Origin of the sequence: Streptomyces sp. NBC_01232 (genome assembly GCF_035989885.1) — a bacterium.
Taxonomy (GTDB): Bacteria; Actinomycetota; Actinomycetes; order Streptomycetales; family Streptomycetaceae; genus Streptomyces.
This window is the reverse complement of the sequence record NZ_CP108518.1, coordinates 3,815,110-3,831,373: the sequence shown is the minus strand read 5'-3', so window position 1 is coordinate 3,831,373 and position 16,264 is coordinate 3,815,110. Positions and strand designations below refer to the sequence as shown.

The following is a 16,264-nucleotide window of genomic DNA, read 5'->3' as shown; positions in this document are numbered from 1 at the left end:
ACCGGGCCCGCCGGAGCTTCTAGTCGAACCAGCGGTCCCGGGCCAGTTCTGCCGTGCGGGACGGGTCCTCCAGGAGGGCGGCCACCTCGAAGCGGCGGGGCCACTGGCCCGCCGACCAGGCCAGGCCGGCCGCCACGCCCTCCAGGGTGGACGCGTGGAGCGTGCCGTCGGGGGTGCGGCGCCAGTCGAGCTCCGTGCCGCCCGCGACCAGTTCCTCGTGCTCGATGTACGTCGCCGGGGTGGACGGACCCAGCAGCAGGAGCACCGACTCCGGGACCTCGTGCTCCTCGCCGGGCGTGGTCACCTCCGCCGGGACCGTCTCCGAGAGGCGGCGGACCTGGAGCAGCTCCGCGAGGTCCGCCGCGCGCGACGGGGTGACCGGCAGCAGCGGCAGCCCGTCCGTGAGGGGCAGCAGGTCCGGGGCGTCCGCGATCACCGCTTCGGCCGCGTCGACCACGAGGACCTCGCCGTCCACCACCGCGCGCAGCTCGTCCGGCAGGGTGACCTGCTCGGGGTCCAGATCGGCCAGCGCGCCGTACAGGCCGTACAGCTGGCGGCCGGTGACCTCGCGCTCCGGGTCGGCGAGCCGGGCCAGCAGCTCGGCCGCGCCGCCGGGCTCGTCCAGCAGGGCCGCCACGGTGGTCCGTACGCCGAGTGCCCGCAGGACCTGCTCGTCCTCGAAGCCCGTGGCGTCCGCCGAGGTGTACAGGCCCTCCAGCAGCGGGTCGCCGCCCGCCGCGCGCAGGCCCGCCGGGCGGCGGCCGTCGAGCACGGGGTGGTCGCGCAGCCACCACGCGGTGTACGGGCGCACGGACTGCGTGGTGCCGTCCGGCAGCAGGATCCGTACGGGCTGGGTCAGCGCGTCGCGCAGCGGCGGCTGCGCGAGCATGGCCAGGGCCTGCGGCCAGCAGTCGTCGTCGACCAGGTCGAGGTCCCGAACGGCGATCAGCTCGGTCGCCACCGGCGGGACCGGGGTGTCCGGCAGCTGGTCCAGGAGGTCCTCGCACCACACGTCCACCGCGTCCAGCAGCCCCGCGTCGTCGGGCTCGGCGAAGTCCCCCTCGCGCGGCTCCAGTTCGTCCGGGTCCAGGACCACGTCGGCGGCGCGGACCAGCTGGAAGGCGGCGAGCACCCCGCACGCGGTGAGCGGGCCGGCGCCCCACCGCTCGGCCAGGTCCGCGTCCACGTACGGGACCTCGTCCTCGCGGATCACGGAGGCCAGCGGGCTCCCCGGCAGCAGGAGTTCGCCCGCCGGAACCAGTTCCCCGTCCTCGTCCGGCAGGGCCAGCGCCCCGAGCCACGGTTCGTCGCCCGGCGCCAGGTCGGCGTCCCGGACCAGCCCCAGGACCACCTCGGCCAGCTCGTCGGCGTCCAGGGTGTCCGCGTCCTCGTCCCAGATCTCCCCCGCGTCGAGGGAGGCGGCGACGGCGGCCCGCACCTGCGGGGTCGTCAGGACCGCCCGCGCCGTGGCCGGGAGGGCTCCGAGCTTCTCCAGCAGCGGGTGCGCCGCGTCCGGGTGGGCCACCTTCAGCCCCAGCCGGGCCAGGCCCGCGGGCGTGTCCGCGCCGGGCAGCAGGATGTGCCGGGGGCCGATCGCGGTACGGCCGTCGGCGAGCGGCACGGGCAGCCCGGACAGCCGGTCGGGGTCCACCCCGGCGAGGCTGTCGTAGAGCCGGTGCCACCAGTCGGGGGTCCGCTCGATGCCCGCGATCCGCTCGATGGCGTCGCCCAGCGGCAGCCGGCCGACGCCCAGGGTGCGCAGCTCGGGGCGGCGCTCCAGGCCCGCCGGCAGCAGGGTCGGCAGGACCTCGGCGAGCACGCGTACGGTGTCGGCGCCCGCGCCCTCCACCACCTCGGCCTCGAAGGGGCGCAGGGCATTGCGCTCCTCCGCGTGCTCGGGCGGCGCGGCCGGTGCGAGGAAGGACGTACGGGGGAGGCGCTGCAGGACGGCGGCGCGCAGGGCCCCGTCCAGCTCGCCCTTGCCGAGCGGGCCGGGCACCAGGTCCACGAGGGCGGTGCTCACCGGGTCCCAGGAGCCGAGCAGTTCGGCGTACGCGTCGGCCGCGCGCTCCACGAGGAAGTCGGTCAGCGGGCCCGGCGCGGGGTGCCGGCGGGTGGTGTCCAGCGGCAGGGTCGCGATGAACAGCGCCGGGATGCCCAGCGGCTCGTCGGTGGGGGTCGGCGCGTGCACGACGGGGGCCGTGGCGGGGTGTACCGGGGCGCCGTCGGCGTCGACAGGCACCGACCAGGACACCGCCCAGGCGGGCCGCAGCCGCTCCTCGACGGGCCGGTCGGCGAGCAGCGCCCGCTCGATGGGGCCGCCGTGGCGGACGGTGCGCCAGCGGTGGGTGACCGTGCCGGAGCCCGTGGTGTCCTCGATGACGGTGTACGCGCCCTCGTCGCGGCGCAGCAGTGTGCGCGTGCCGCCGGACGTACTGGTCGCCGGTGTCTCGACGACGATCTCGCACAGGCCGGGGAGGGTGAGCAGCAGGGCGTCGTCGATGCCCGCCAGCAGCCGCTCCACCAGGTCCTCGGCGGCGGCGTCGCGCAGCGGGAGGACCACGACGGTGTCGTAGCCCTCGGGGGCGGTGCCCTCGGCGGGCAGCGGGAGGCGCAGCAGCGGGACGTGCCCGTCGCGGCGGCGCAGTTCGTCGCCGAGGCCGGGGCTGCCGACGGAGGCGTCCCGGGCCAGCTCGCGGGCCTCGGCGAGGGACCAGCGGACGCCGCCGTGGCGGCCGAGCACCGCGGGTTCGTCGGAGACGGCCAGTACGGCCGCGAAGCCGACGCCGAAGCGGCCGACGCTGTCCCCGGAGGGCTCGCGCTTGGCGGAGGCGCGCAGGGTGCTCAGCGACTCCACGCCCGTCGCGTCCAGCGGGGCACCGGTGTTGGCGACGGCGAGCAGTGCGTGCCCGCCCTCGCTCCCGTGCAGGGTCAGGCGCAGCCGGCCGGGCACCTTGGCACGGGCCGCGGCGTCGGCGGCGTTCTGCGCCAGCTCCACGACGAGCCGGTCGCGGTAGCCGCCGAGCGCGAGGTCCTCCTCGGCGTTGGCGTCCTCGCGGAACCGGGCCGGGCCCGCACCCCACGCGTCGAGCACCCCGCGCCGCAACCGGGCCGTGCCGAAGGGGTCCACACCGCTCTGGGCCGCCGTCACTCGCACGCTCACGCCGCTGCCTCCAGGATTCGCCGCCGGACCCTGAAGGTACCGCGTGCGGGAGACCCCCCACGCCGTGGCCGTGAGGTGCGCGAACACGACGACGCCGGCTTCCGGAGCCGGTCGGGCCGGGGCGGCGCCCGGAAAACGCCTGAGCCCCCGGCGAACGCAGGTCACCGGGGGCTCAGGTCATACCGGACGGGTGGTGGTCAGAGCTTCTCGATCACGTGGTCGATGCAGGCGGTCAGCGCCTGCACGTCCGCCGGGTCGATCGCCGGGAACATCGCGATGCGCAGCTGGTTGCGGCCGAGCTTGCGGTACGGCTCGGTGTCCACGATGCCGTTGGCGCGCAGCACCTTGGCGACGGCCGCCGCGTCGATGTCGTCCGAGAAGTCGATCGTGCCGATGACGGAGGAGCGCTTGTCGGCGTCCACGACGAAGGGGGTCGCGTACTTCGACGCCTCCGCCCAGCCGTACAGGTTGCGCGCACTGGCCGCCGTACGGCCGGTGGTGAACTCCAGGCCGCCCTGGCTGTTCATCCACTGCAGCTGCTGGTCCAGCAGGAAGAGCGTGGACAGCGCCGGGGTGTTGTACGTCTGGTTCTTCAGCGAGTTGTCGATCGCCGTCGGCAGCGAGAAGAACTCGGGGATGTGCCGGCCGGAGGCGTGCACGCGGGCCGCGCGCTCCAGGGCAGCCGGGGAGAACGCCGCCAGCCACAGGCCGCCGTCCGAGGCGAAGGACTTCTGCGGGGCGAAGTAGTAGACGTCCGTCTCGGTGATGTCCACCGGCAGACCGCCGGCGCCCGAGGTTGCGTCCACCAGAACGAGGGACCCGGCGTCGGCGCCCGCGACGCGCTTGATCGGCGCCGCCACACCCGTCGAGGTCTCGTTGTGGGTGTACGCGTACACGTCCACGCCCGCCTCGGCCACCGGCTCCGGGTGCGTGCCCGGCTCCGAGGAGATCACGGACGGCGCGTCCAGCCACGGCGCGAGCTTCGCGGCCGTGGCGAACTTCGAGGAGAACTCGCCGAAGGTGAGGTGCTGGGACTTCTGCTCGATCAGACCGGCGGTCGCGATGTCCCAGAAGGCGGTGGAGCCGCCGTTGCCCAGGATCACCTCGTACCCCTCGGGGAGGGAGAAGAGGTCCCGGAGGCCCTGGCGCACCGAGCCGACCAGGTTCTTGACCGGGGCCTGGCGGTGCGAGGTTCCGAGCAGGGAGGTACCGGTGGCGGCGAGGGCGTCCAGCGCCTCGGTCCGCACCTTGGAGGGGCCCGCGCCGAAGCGTCCGTCGGCGGGCTTGATGTCAGCGGGAATCTGGATCTCAGCCACGAGCGGAGCGTATCGGGTCCCGGTCCACGATCCGGGAGCGCGTCCACCCGATGAGACGCATCACACCGGTGGGAGGGTGGGGTCGTGACGTCACCCGGTGAACTCGAACGGACATTGCGGGAGAACCTGCGCGGGGAAGTCGACTTCGGCGCCGCCGCACGGGCCCTGACCACCATGGACGCCTCCAACTACCGCCGCGTCCCGGTGGGAGTGGTGGCCCCGCGCGACGCCGAGGACGTGGCCGCCGCGCTCGCCGTGTGCGCCGCGGCCGGGGTTCCGGTCGTCCCCCGGGGCGGCGGGACCTCCATCGCCGGCCAGGCCACGGGGACGGGCGTGGTCCTCGACCTCACCCGGCACATGAACGCCCTGGTGTCGGTGGACCGGGCGGCCGGGACGGCCGTGGTCCAGCCGGGCCTGGTCCTCGACCGGCTGCGGGACGCGGTGCGCCCCCACGGGCTGACCTTCGGCCCCGACCCGTCCACGCACTCCCGCTGCACCCTCGGCGGCATGATCGGCAACAACGCGTGCGGGGCCCACTCGGTGGCCTGGGGCACCACCGCGGACAACGTGAGCGAGCTGACGGTCGCGGCGTACGCGGGCACCACCCACCGGATCGGCACCGGCTGGGACGGGGCCCCCGCAGGGCTGCGCGAGCTGGTCACCGCGCACCTCGGGCTGCTGCGCACCGGGATGCCGCCCGGCTTCTCGCGGCGGATCTCCGGCTACGGGGGCCTCGACGCGCTGCTGCCCGAGCACGGGGTGCAGCTCGCGCGGGCGTTCTGCGGGAGCGAGGGCACGCTCGGGGTGGTGACGGAGGCGGTGGTGCGCCTGGTGGAGACGCCGCCCGCACCGGTGCTCGCGGTGCTCGGGTACGCGGACGAGAGCGCGGCCGCGGACGCGGCGGCGGGGCTGCTGCCGCACGGGCCGCTGACGGTGGAGGGAATGGCGCAGGACCTGCTGGGGGGCGTGGCCGCGGACCTGCCGCGGGGCGGCGCCTGGCTGTTCGTGGAGATGCGGGACGAGGGGGCGGCGCGGGCTCTGCTGCGGGCGGCGGCGCCGGACGCGGCGGACTCCCTGCTGGTCACCGACCCGGCGGCGCAGCGGGCACTGTGGCGGATCCGCGAGGACGCGGCGGGCACGGCGACCCGGATGCCCGGGGGCACCTCGCGGACGGGGTCCGGGGGAGGGGGCATGGCCTGGCCGGGGTGGGAGGACTGCGCGGTGCCGCCGGTCCGGCTGGGCGCGTACCTGCGGGAATTCCGGGCCCTGCTGGCGGCGCACGGGCTGCGTGGATCCCCGTACGGCCACTTCGGCGAGGGCTGCGTGCACGTACGGATCGACTTCGACCTGGTGTCGGCGGCCGGGGTGGCCCGCTTCCGGGACTTCTCGGAGGAAGTGGCCGACCTGGTCGTCGCCCACGGCGGGTCCCTGTCGGGGGAGCACGGGGACGGCCAGGCGCGGGCGGAACTGCTCCCGAAGATGTACGGGCCCGAGGTGGTCCGGCTCTTCGGCGCGTACAAGGACGTGTGGGACCCGGCGGGCGGGATGAACCCGGGGATGCTGGTCCGGCCCGACCGGCTGGACGAGAACCTCCGCTTCGCGGTGCTGCCCGCCACCTCCTTCGCGGGCGGGATCGCGCGGTGCGTCGGGGTCGCCAAGTGCCGTTCCACGGATACGGGCGGTGCGTCGGTGATGTGCCCCTCCTACCGGGTCACCGGCGAGGAACGGCACTCCACGCGCGGCCGGGCCCGGCTGCTGCACGAGATGCTCGCCGGGGACGTCGTACGGGACGGCTGGCGCTCGGCGGAGGTCGCCGAGGCGCTGGACCTGTGCCTGGGCTGCAAGGGGTGCCGCAGCGACTGTCCGGTGGGCGTGGACATGGCCGCGTACAAGGCGGAGTTCCTCGACCGGCACTGGGCGGGCCGGATCCGCCCGCTGTCCCACTACACGCTGGGCGGCCTGCCGGGATGGCTGCGCCTGATCGCCGGCCTGCGGGCGGCGGGGGCCGCGAACGCCCTGGCCCGGCGCGTCCCCGTGCCGGGGCTGGGCCGGGAGCGCGGCGGGCGCCTGCCGGAACTGGCGCGTGAGACGTTCACCCGGTGGTGGGGGCGGCGGCCGTCGGGCGGGCCGTCCCCGGAACCGGCGGGGCCGGGGCGGTCCGTCACCCTCTGGCCCGACACGTTCACGGAGTACCTGAACCCGGCGGCGGGCCGCGCGGCCGTGCAGGTGCTCCGGGCGGCCGGGCTCGGCGTCGGGCTGCCCGCCGGCCCGGTGTGCTGCGGCCTGACGTACGTGTCCACCGGCCGCCTCGACCGCGCCCGCAGGGTCCTGCGCCGCACGCTGGACGTGCTGGGGGACGTGGACGCGCCGCTGGTGGTCCTGGAGCCGAGCTGCGCCGCGGCCTTGCGCGCCGACCTGCCCGCCCTGCTCCCCGACGACCCCCGTGCGGCCCGCCTCGCGGCGGCCGTACGGACCTTCGCCGAGACCCTGGAGGAGTACGCCCCGGCCTGGCGGCCGCCGCGGCTGGATCGGGCGGTGGTCGGCCAGACCCACTGCCACCAGCACGCGGTCCTCGGCGACGGCCCCGACCGGCGGCTGCGCGAGCGCGCCGGGCTGAGCGGCGGGCTCAGCGGCGGCTGCTGCGGTCTCGCGGGGAACTTCGGCTTCGAGCCGGGCCACCACGAGGTGTCGGTGGCCTGTGCGCAGGAGCAGCTGCTCCCGTCCCTGCGGGCGGCCCCGCCGGGCGCCCTGATCCAGGCGGACGGATTCTCCTGCCGTACGCAGATCGCGCAGCTGGGGGGCGGGGCCCGCGCCCGGCACCTGGCGGAACTCCTGGCGGAGGGGCTGGGCAGGGAACCGGAGGCGGGGCCGTGAGGCAGGAGGCCTGTGAGGCAGGAGGACCGTGAGGCAGCAGGACCGTGAGGCAGCAGGACTGTAAGGCAGCAGGACTGTAAGGCAGGACATGCGGCGACACTCCTTACCAAGCCTTAGTCTGGATAAATGCCCGCACCTTCCTCTTCGTCCCCGACGGCCTCGCCGGCGGCCAACGCGTCGGCCCCGTCGCCCGCCCCGGGCGCCGGTTCCGGTTCCGGCCCCGCGTCCGGGTCCGGCCTCGGCCCCGTCGCGCTGGTCATCTCGGCCGGGGTCTCGGTGCAGTTCGGCGCCGCCCTCGCGGTCATGATCATGCCGAGGGCGGGCGCGGCGGGCGTGGTCACCCTCCGCCTCGCGGCCGCCGCGATCGTGCTGTTGCTCCTGTGCCGCCCGAAGGTGCGCGGCTACTCCCGTTCCGACTGGGGCACGGTGCTCGCGTTCGGCGTCGCCATGGCCGGGATGAACGGCCTCTTCTACCAGGCCATCGACCGGATCCCGCTCGGCCCGGCCGTCACCCTGGAGGTCCTCGGGCCGCTCGCGCTCTCCGTCATCGTCTCCCGGCGCCTGGTCAACGTCCTGTGGGCGGGCCTCGCGCTCGGCGGCGTGGTCCTGCTGTCCGGCCACGGCGGGGGCGGCCTCGGCTTCGGCTCCCTCGACCCGCTGGGCGCGGCCTACGCGCTCGGGGCGGGCGCGATGTGGGCTGCGTACATCGTGTACAGCGCGCGTACGGGCCGTCGTTTCCCGCAGGCGGACGGCCTGGCCCTGGCGATGGCGGTGGCCGCGGTCATCTCGCTGCCGCTGGGCATCGCCGGAGCCGGCTCGGACCTGCTGGTCCCGAGCACGATCGCGCTGGGCGTGGGCGTGGCCGTGCTGTCCTCCGTGCTTCCGTACACGCTGGAACTGCTGGCCCTGCGGCGGATGCCGGCCCCGACCTTCGCGATCCTGATGAGCCTGGAGCCGGCCATCGCCGCGACCGCAGGCTTCCTCGTCCTGAACCAGGCCATGTCCGCGCTGGACGCCCTGGCCATCGCCCTCGTGATCGCGGCCAGTATGGGCGCGGTCCGCTCGCAGATCCGGAAGCAGGCCGCCTGATGGACGTCGCCACCTACCTGACCACGGTCCCCGAGGCCCGCCGGGAGGCCCTGGTCCGCCTGCGGGAGCTGTGCGTGGCGGAACTGACGGGCTTCGAGGAGACCATCGCGTACGGGATGCCGGCGTACGTGCGGGAGGGCGAGAGCGTCGGCGAGATCGCCTGGGCGAACCAGAAGCAGTACATCTCCTTCTACCTGATGCGCACGGACGTCCGGGACGCCTTCACGGACCGCCTGGCCCCCCACGACATGGGCAAGGCCTGCCTCCGCTTCCGCAACCCCGCCACGGTGGACTTCGACCTGCTGCGCGACCTCCTGCGGGCGACGGCGAAGGCGGGCCCCGGGCAGGTCTGCTGAGGCACTCCCGCCGCGTGCGCGGCCGCCGACCGTTGACTAAGTTGGTACCACCCTAGGGAGAAACGGAGGACGGTCATGCCCGAGACGGCGCGACAGATCGCCGACGACTTGCGGGCGCGCATCGACTCCGGTGAGTTCGGTCCCGGCGCCCGGCTGCCCGGAGAGCCCGCGCTCGTCAAGCAGTACGGGGTGGCCAAGATGACCGCCGCGAACGCGCTGAAGCTCCTGGTCGCGGAGGGGGCGGCCCACGCGCGGCCCGGCTCCGGCACCTACGTCCGCGAGTTCAAGCCGATCCGCCGTGTGGCGACGCGGCGCCTGTCCCGGTCCCAGTGGTCCTCCGGCACCTCGATCTGGGCCGCGGACGTGAGCGACCGGGCGATGGGGGTCGTCGATATCGAGGTCTACGAGACGGAGCCGCCCGGCTGGGTGGCGGGCGCTCTGCGTCTGGACGACGGCGAGAGCGTCCTCGTGCGCAGCCGCCGGTACGTCGTCGACGGCTCCCCGGTGCAGCAGGCGACCTCGTACCTCGCCGCCGGACTCGTCCGCCGGACCCCGATCGCCCGGCCCGATCCCGGCCCCGGCGGGGTGTACGCCCGGCTGGCGGACCTCGGTATGGCTCCCGTCGGCTTCACGGAGGAACTCCGCGCCCGGATGCCCAGTCCGGAGGAGACGGAGCTGCTCGCCCTCCTGCCGGCGACTCCCGTGGTCGAGATCTGCCGGACCGCGATGACCGCGGAGGGCAGACCGGTCGAGGTGAACCACATGCTCCTGGACGCGGGGTCGTATGTGATGCAGTACGACTTCAGCAGCTGACGCACCGGTGTGCGGGACGGGGCCCACTTCGGTGGGCCCTTTTCGCTGTCCTGCTTTCACTGGCCCGCCACTCCGCTTGATCTCCCTAGGGAGCTTCTGGTTCCCTGGGGACCTGCATCTCCCGTTCCCTCGCGAGGAGTGATCTGCTGTGCACCGGATTCCTGTGGACACCGTGGCGGTCCTGGTTGCGAAGACGCTCGTTCCCTACAACCTCAAGCCGCCCGACGGGGAGATCGAAGTGCTCCGGTCCGGCCTGGCCCGGCACGGCGAGCAGCTGCGCGGGGAGGTCGTCCGCCTGGGCAGGGCGGACGCGGCCACCGCCGCCCTGGAGGACTGGCGCGCGCTGATCGGCAGCGGCCCGGAGAACTCTCCCCTGGGCGCCTGGAACCATGCCCGCGCACTGGCCCGCGCGGTGAAGGCCTTCCGGCACGTCATCGACAGCGGGCCGACCGAGCCGTGAGCGCTGCGCCCGCCGTGAGGGCCGTCCCCGCGGCGGCCCGCCCGGCCGGCCGCGGGGGACCGGCCGGGCGGGCGCCCGCGCACGGGCTCAGCCGAGCGGCAGGTCCAGGTACGACGGAGTGGCCTCGGGGGAGGTGAAGGCCAGCGTCGCGCGCGGCAGGTTGGCGTCGCCGTAGAACGGATCGCGGGCGTCGATCACCAGCATCAGCCGGTGGCCGCGCGGCACGTCGTACGCCGTCGCCTGCAGGTCCATGTCGGCGCTGATCAGGCTGTCGGGCGGGGAGTCGAGGTCGGTGAACGGGGCGTGCGTGATCAGGTGGGCCGTGCCGTCGGGCGCCGTGTCGAGGAGGTACGCGACGAAGGTGGAACCGGGGTTCGCCGCGCGGTACGTGACGCGCAGCCGCGGTATGCCGCGCAGCCGGGTGATCTCCCCGGCCGGGTCCGCGGTCCACACGGCGGCGACGGTGCGGTCGATGTCCTGGGTCCGGTAGACCTTCGGGCGGCCGGCGATCTCCGCGTAGCCGGACATGACGACCCGGTCGGCGACGGTCGCCGGGGTGTCCATCCCGCACAGCACGGTCGACGTCCAGCCGGCCTGCGGCTCCCCGCCGAGTTCCCCGTCGTCCGCCAGGTGCAGCCGTTCCACCTGTTCGGTGAGGGAGGGCCAGGTGGGCCGGGGTTCGAGGGTCTTGCTCCACATCACCTCGCCGAGCACCTGCCCCTCGGCGTCGATGCCGTTGTCGATGTCCCGCAGGTGGCGGTCGAACCAGCGGTGGGCATCCGTCCAGATCCGGTTGGGCAGGCCGAGCATGCCCGTCGTCTCCGGTCCGGAGTGGTCGCCGATCGAGACCGCGAGACGTTTCGGACCGGTCAGCTCGTTGAACATCTTCAGCATCTGGTTGGGCGGGAAGAGCGTCTCGTGCCAGGCGTGCGAGAACAGGACCGGCACCTGGCGGCGGTTGAGCTCCTTGATGTGGCTGAAGGGCGAGCGCGTCTCCGCCCAGCGCAGGGTGCCCTGGACGTCGCGGTCGGCGAGGACGTTGTCGAAGACGCTCTGCGTCTGCGGGCTCAGCCGCGCCTTCGCGGCCGCTTCGAGCAGGGCCCGTACGGCCGCGACGTGCCGGGTGGAGTTCTCGTAGAAGACCTCCCCGAGATCGCCCCAGGTGCTGAGCGCCACCACGGCGTCGACGCGGGTGTCGTGCGCGGCGACGAGCTGGCTGATGCCGGAGCCGTACGAGTCCCCGAGGAAGCCGGCCTTCGTCACGGGGCCGGTGCTGCGCTCGATCAGGTGGTCCAGGGCCCGGCTGCCGTCGGCGACGTCGAGCGGGCCCGCCACGTCGACCTGGCCCTCGGAGCCGGCGAAGCCGCGGGTGGAGTAGGCGAGGACGTTGTAGCCGCGGGCCGCGAAGAGGGAGGCCTGGACGGCGTACGGCAGCCAGCCCAGGCTCGACCACGGCGAGGGCATGACGATCGCGGGGCGGGGCTGGGTCCCGGTGTGCCGCCAGAGCGCGGCGTCGAGCAGGTCCCCGTCGGCGCCGGTCACCTTGCCGCGGGTGAACACGGCGACGGAGCGGACCTCGCCGACCTCGGCGGCGCGGGCGGGGGCGAGGCCGGTGACGTCGCCGCTCTCCAGGGCGGAGATGAAGGCGGTGAGGGCGGTCGCGTCGAGCTCGGGATACAGGGAGAAGGGGGTGCGGGCGGCTGGGGTCATCACGTCAGTCCATCCTCTTCGTCGTCGTCTTCGTCGTCTTCGTCTTCGTCGAGTGACACGAACGTGGGTGTGGTGCGTGGTGTGCGCTCGCCCGGGCCCGGAGCGGACGTTCAGTATCGACGGGACATCCGGTGACGTATCGCGAGTTTCCGGCTTACGGCCTGAATCGCCCCCGCCGTCCCGCGGGCCGCTGTGCGGCGCGACCTGCGGCCGACCGAGCCCGAGGGCAACTGCCCTTCCCGCGCACCGGTTTGGTGCGCGTGGCGGGAAGGCGCCGACCTACGAGAAAATCATGCAAGCGTGCTTGATTGTTTTGCCGGGTGCTGCCAGTGTTCCCCTCACGCCGAGAAGGGGAGCGCACCGTGCCCGATCCGTCCGCCGTCGACGCAGCCGTCGCCGTCTTCGCAGATCTGCGTGAGGAGGGCCGTGAACTGGACTCTCTGGTAGGGGAGTTGGCCGCCCCCGACTGGGCCCGGCCCACCCCCGCGCCCGGCTGGACCGTCGCCCACCAGATCGCCCACCTGCACTGGACCGACCGGGCCTCGCTGCTCTCCCTCACCGACGCCACCGGCTTCGGCGCCATGGTCGAGGAGGCCCTCAAGGCCCCCGACACCTTCGTCGACGAGGGCGCGCAGGAGGGCGCCGGGCTGGCGCCGGCCGAGCTGCTCGCCCGCTGGCGGGCCACGCGCGGCGCCCTCGACACGGCGCTCGCCGCGGCCTCGCCCGACACCCGATTCCCCTGGTACGGACCGCCGATGAAGGCCGCCTCGATGGCCAGCGCCCGGCTGATGGAGACCTGGGCGCACGGCCAGGACGTCGCCGACGCACTCGGCGTGCGCCGCACCCCGACCGCGCGGCTGCGGCACGTGGCGCGGATCGGCGTACGGGCCCGCGACTACGCCTACGCCGTCCGCGGACTGCCCGCGCCCGCCGCGGAGTTCCGGGTGGAGTTGACGGCTCCCGACGGTCCGCAGGTGTGGACCTACGGCCCGCCGGACGCCCCGCAGCGGGTCACCGGCCCGGCGCTCGACTTCTGCCTGCTGGTCACCCGGCGCGCCCACCGCGCCGACCTGGACCTGACCGCGACCGGCCCCGACGCGGACCGCTGGCTCGACATCGCCCAGGCCTTCGCGGGCCCCGCGGGACCCGGCCGGGAACCGGGAGCCTCGCGGTGACCCGGCGCCCGCTCCTCATCGGCAACGCCTCGGGCTTCTACGGGGACCGCTTCGACGCCCTGCGCGAGATGCTGACCGGCGGCCCGCTGGACGTGGTGACCGGGGACTACCTGGCCGAGCTGACCATGCTGATCCTGGGCCGCGACCGCCTGAAGAACCCGGACCTCGGCTACGCCAAGACCTTCCTGCGCCAGCTGGAGGAGGGGCTCGGGCTCGCGCACGAGCGGGGCGTACGGATCGTCACGAACGCCGGCGGCCTCAACCCGGCCGGACTCGCCGACGCGGTACGGCAACTGGCGGCGAAGGCCGGCGTACCGGTACGGGTGGCCCACGTCGAGGGCGACGACCTCACCGCGCGTACGGACGGGGCACTGACGGCCAACGCCTATCTCGGCGGCGCCGGGATCGCGGCCTGCCTGAGCGCCGGCGCGGACGTCGTGGTGACCGGCCGGGTCACGGACGCGGCCCTGGTCAGCGGCCCGGCGGCCTGGTGGTTCGACTGGGCCCCGGACGACTACGACCGGCTCGCGGGAGCGGTGGCCGCGGGCCACGTCCTGGAGTGCGGCACCCAGGCCACCGGCGGCAACTACTCCTTCTTCGCCCGGCACGACGTCCGCCGCCCCGGCTTCCCGCTGGCGGAGATCTCCGAGGACGGCTCCGCGGTCATCACCAAGCACCCCGGCACGGGCGGAGCCGTCACCGCGGGCACCGTCACCGCCCAGCTCCTCTACGAGACCCAGGGCGTCCGCTACCTCGGCCCCGACGTGACCACCCGCCTGGACACCGTCCGGCTGACCGACGAGGGAGCCGACCGGGTACGCATCGACGGCGTCCGCGGAGAGGCCCCGCCGGCCGACCTCAAGGTGGGCGTCACACGGATCGGCGGCTGGCGCAACGAGGTCGTCTTCGTCCTGACCGGCCTGGACATCGAGGCGAAGGCGGACCTCGTCCGGTCCCAGCTGGCCGACGCGCTCGAGGGCGTGGCGGACGCCGCCTGGACCCTGTCGCGCACCGACCACGAGGACGCCGACACCCAGGAGACGGCCGCCGCCCTGCTGAGGCTCGTGGTCCGTGACCCGTCCCCCGACCGGGTGGGCCGCGCCCTGACCTCGACGGCGGTCGAACTGGCCCTCGGCAGCTATCCGGGCTTCCATGTCGGCTCCCCGCCCGGACCGGCCCAGCCCTACGGCGTCTTCACCTCGACCCTGATCCCGTCGGACCAGGTCCCGCACGTGGCGGTCCTCCCGGACGGCACCCGCGTACGAGTCCCGGCTCCACCCCCCACCCCTGCGGCGGAGCCGCATCCAGCCCCGCCGGCCCGGCCCCCCGCACCCCCAGTCCCCCCGGCGGAGCCCCGGGAGACCGTCCGCGCCCCCCTCGGGGCGCTGGCAGGGGCCCGCAGCGGCGACAAGGGCGGCGACGCCAACGTCGGGGTCTGGGCCGAGACCGACCCTGCCTGGGACTGGCTGCTCCACACCCTCACCGCCGAGGTGTTCCAGGAACTGCTCCCCGAGACCGCGCAGCACACCGTCACCCGCCACGAACTCCCGCACCTGCGCGCCCTGAACTTCACCGTCACCGGCATCCTCGGCGACGGCGTCGCCTCCGGCCACCGCTTCGACCCCCAGGCCAAGGCCCTCGGCGAATGGCTCCGCGCCCGCCACCTCGACATTCCCGTCGCACTCCTGCCGGCCCCGGAGGCCACCCCATGACCCGCCTCGGCACCACCGTCGACCCCCACGCTCCGGAGCACGCGCAGGCCCGTACCGCCGTGCTGGAGCGCCTCGCCGCCCTCGACTCCGAGCACGCCAAGGCCCTGGAGGGCGGCGGCGAGAAGTACACGGCCCGCCACCGGGCCCGCGGCAAGCTCCTGGCGCGCGAGCGCGTCGAGCTGCTCCTCGACCCGGACACCCCGTTCCTGGAGCTGTCCCCGCTCGCCGCCTGGGGCAGCGACTATCCCGTCGGCGCCTCCATGGTCACCGGCATCGGCACGGTCGAGGGCGTCGAGTGCCTGATCACCGCCAACGACCCCACCGTCCGCGGCGGAGCCTCCAACCCGTGGACGCTGAAGAAGGCACTGCGGGCCAATGAGATCGCCCGCCGGAACCGCCTCCCCGTCATCAGCCTCGTGGAGTCCGGCGGCGCCGACCTGCCCTCCCAGAAGGAGATCTTCATCCCGGGCGGCGCGATCTTCCGCGACATCACCCGGCTCTCGGCCGAGGGCATCCCCACCGTCGCGGTCGTCTTCGGCAACTCCACCGCCGGAGGCGCGTACGTCCCCGGCATGTCCGACCACACCGTCATGATCAAGGACCGTTCCAAGGTGTTCCTCGGCGGCCCGCCCCTGGTCAAGATGGCCACCGGCGAGGAGAGCGACGACGAGTCCCTCGGCGGCGCCGACATGCACGCCCGCACCTCCGGACTCGCCGACCACTATGCCCTCGACGAGTACGACGCGATCCGCCAGGCCCGCCGCATCGTCGCCCGGCTCAACCACCGCAAGCCGCACCAGGACCCGCCGAAGGCCGAGGAACCCCTCCACGACCCCGAGGAACTCCTCGGCATCGTCCCGCCCGACCTCAAGACCCCCTTCGACCCGCGCGAGGTCATCGCCCGGATCGTCGACGCCTCCGACTTCGACGAGTTCAAGCCCCTCTACGGCCCCAGCCTCGTCACCGGCTGGGCCACCCTGCACGGCTACCCGGTCGGCATCCTCGCCAACGCGCAGGGCGTGCTGTTCAGCGCCGAGTCCCAGAAGGCCGCCCAGTTCATCCAGCTCGCCAACCAGCGCGACATCCCCCTCCTCTTCCTCCACAACACCACCGGCTACATGGTCGGCAAGGAGTACGAGCAGGGCGGCATCATCAAGCACGGCTCGATGATGATCAACGCGGTCTCCAACTCCCGCGTCCCCCACCTCTCCGTCCTCATCGGCGCGAGCTACGGCGCCGGCCACTACGGCATGTGCGGCCGCGCCTACGAGCCCCGCTTCCTCTTCGCCTGGCCCAGTGCCAAGTCCGCCGTCATGGGACCCCAGCAACTGGCCGGCGTGCTCTCCATCGTCTCCCGCCAGTCCGCCGCCGCGAAGGGACTCCCGTACGACGAGGAGGCCGACGCCGGGATGCGCGCCTTCGTCGAAGCGCAGATCGAGTCCGAGTCCCTGCCCATGTTCCTGTCCGGGCGGCTGTACGACGACGGGGTCATCGACCCGCGCGACACCCGTACCGTCCTCGGCCTGTGCCTCTCGGCCGTCCACAACGCTCCCGTCGAGGGCGCCCGTGGCGGCTTCGGCGTCTTCCGGATGTGAG

11 protein-coding genes are annotated in these 16,264 nt (G+C 74.3%); 8 read left to right on the top strand and 3 right to left on the bottom strand.

Features of this window, described 5'->3' with window-relative positions; all coding sequences use genetic code 11:
• Positions 1-19: 19 nt before the first annotated feature.
• Both OG444_RS17540 and serC read right to left on the bottom strand, forming a co-directional pair.
• Positions 20-3,163 (bottom strand): sacsin N-terminal ATP-binding-like domain-containing protein, encoded by a 3,144-nt coding sequence (locus OG444_RS17540; RefSeq protein ID WP_327263079.1) that lies wholly within the window; start codon positions 3,161-3,163, stop codon positions 20-22.
• Positions 3,164-3,360: 197 nt separating this feature from the next.
• Positions 3,361-4,479 (bottom strand): phosphoserine transaminase, encoded by a 1,119-nt coding sequence (gene serC / locus OG444_RS17535; RefSeq protein WP_327263078.1) that lies wholly within the window; start codon positions 4,477-4,479, stop codon positions 3,361-3,363.
• Positions 4,480-4,563: 84 nt separating this feature from the next.
• On the opposite strand from serC, the gene OG444_RS17530 reads away from it, so the two are divergent.
• The 5 genes from OG444_RS17530 to OG444_RS17510 all read left to right on the top strand — a co-directional run bounded on the left by OG444_RS17530 (position 4,564) and on the right by OG444_RS17510 (position 10,071).
• On the top strand, positions 4,564-7,353 hold the full coding sequence (locus tag OG444_RS17530) for an FAD-binding and (Fe-S)-binding domain-containing protein (protein ID WP_442810552.1): 2,790 nt from the start codon (positions 4,564-4,566) through the stop codon (positions 7,351-7,353).
• Between the two features lie 126 nt (positions 7,354-7,479).
• The gene (locus OG444_RS17525; RefSeq protein ID WP_327263077.1) at positions 7,480-8,442 is read left to right on the top strand and encodes an EamA family transporter; all 963 of its coding nucleotides are present in this window, start codon (positions 7,480-7,482) and stop codon (positions 8,440-8,442) included.
• Positions 8,442-8,798, top strand: coding sequence for a DUF1801 domain-containing protein (locus OG444_RS17520; RefSeq protein WP_327263076.1), 357 nt, complete (start codon positions 8,442-8,444; stop codon positions 8,796-8,798). The genes OG444_RS17525 and OG444_RS17520 overlap by 1 nt, the downstream gene beginning before the upstream one ends.
• A gap of 75 nt (positions 8,799-8,873) precedes the next feature.
• On the top strand, positions 8,874-9,611 hold the full coding sequence (locus OG444_RS17515) for a GntR family transcriptional regulator (protein WP_327263075.1): 738 nt from the start codon (positions 8,874-8,876) through the stop codon (positions 9,609-9,611).
• A 148-nt stretch (positions 9,612-9,759) separates the two neighbouring features.
• Positions 9,760-10,071 carry a DUF6415 family natural product biosynthesis protein gene (locus OG444_RS17510; protein ID WP_327263074.1) on the top strand — a complete coding sequence of 104 codons (312 nt, stop codon included), beginning with the start codon at positions 9,760-9,762 and terminating at the stop codon, positions 10,069-10,071.
• 87 nt (positions 10,072-10,158) lie between these two features.
• Here the strand turns inward: OG444_RS17510 and OG444_RS17505 are convergent, their stop codons facing one another.
• Positions 10,159-11,781, bottom strand: a complete 1,623-nt coding sequence (locus tag OG444_RS17505) for an alpha/beta fold hydrolase (RefSeq protein ID WP_327263073.1) — start codon at positions 11,779-11,781, stop codon at positions 10,159-10,161.
• Between the two features lie 362 nt (positions 11,782-12,143).
• On the opposite strand from OG444_RS17505, the gene OG444_RS17500 reads away from it, so the two are divergent.
• The 3 genes from OG444_RS17500 (at position 12,144) to OG444_RS17490 (ending at position 16,263) form a co-directional block, all read left to right on the top strand.
• Positions 12,144-12,956: a TIGR03084 family metal-binding protein gene (locus tag OG444_RS17500; RefSeq protein ID WP_327263072.1), complete on the top strand. Its 813-nt coding sequence runs from the start codon at positions 12,144-12,146 to the stop codon at positions 12,954-12,956.
• Between the two features lie 68 nt (positions 12,957-13,024).
• A complete protein-coding gene (locus OG444_RS17495) occupies positions 13,025-14,668 on the top strand; it encodes an acyclic terpene utilization AtuA family protein (RefSeq protein WP_327266826.1) in 1,644 nt (547 codons plus the stop codon).
• Entirely contained in the window at positions 14,665-16,263 is a 1,599-nt protein-coding gene (locus tag OG444_RS17490; RefSeq protein ID WP_327263071.1) for an acyl-CoA carboxylase subunit beta, read from the top strand. Before OG444_RS17495 ends, OG444_RS17490 begins: the two co-directional genes overlap by 4 nt.
• Position 16,264: the final 1 nt, after the last annotated feature.

Bases quoted from the DNA above. Each gene is read 5' to 3' on its own strand.
- OG444_RS17520 (WP_327263076.1), top strand. From the start codon at position 8,442: ATGGACGTCGCCACCTACCTGACCACGGTCCCCGAGGCCCGCCGGGAG.
- OG444_RS17525 (WP_327263077.1), top strand. From the start codon at position 7,480: ATGCCCGCACCTTCCTCTTCGTCCCCGACGGCCTCGCCGGCGGCCAAC.
- OG444_RS17490 (WP_327263071.1), top strand. From the start codon at position 14,665: ATGACCCGCCTCGGCACCACCGTCGACCCCCACGCTCCGGAGCACGCG.
- OG444_RS17495 (WP_327266826.1), top strand. From the start codon at position 13,025: ATGCTGACCGGCGGCCCGCTGGACGTGGTGACCGGGGACTACCTGGCC.
- OG444_RS17505 (WP_327263073.1), bottom strand. From the start codon at position 11,781: ATGACCCCAGCCGCCCGCACCCCCTTCTCCCTGTATCCCGAGCTCGAC.
- OG444_RS17515 (WP_327263075.1), top strand. From the start codon at position 8,874: ATGCCCGAGACGGCGCGACAGATCGCCGACGACTTGCGGGCGCGCATC.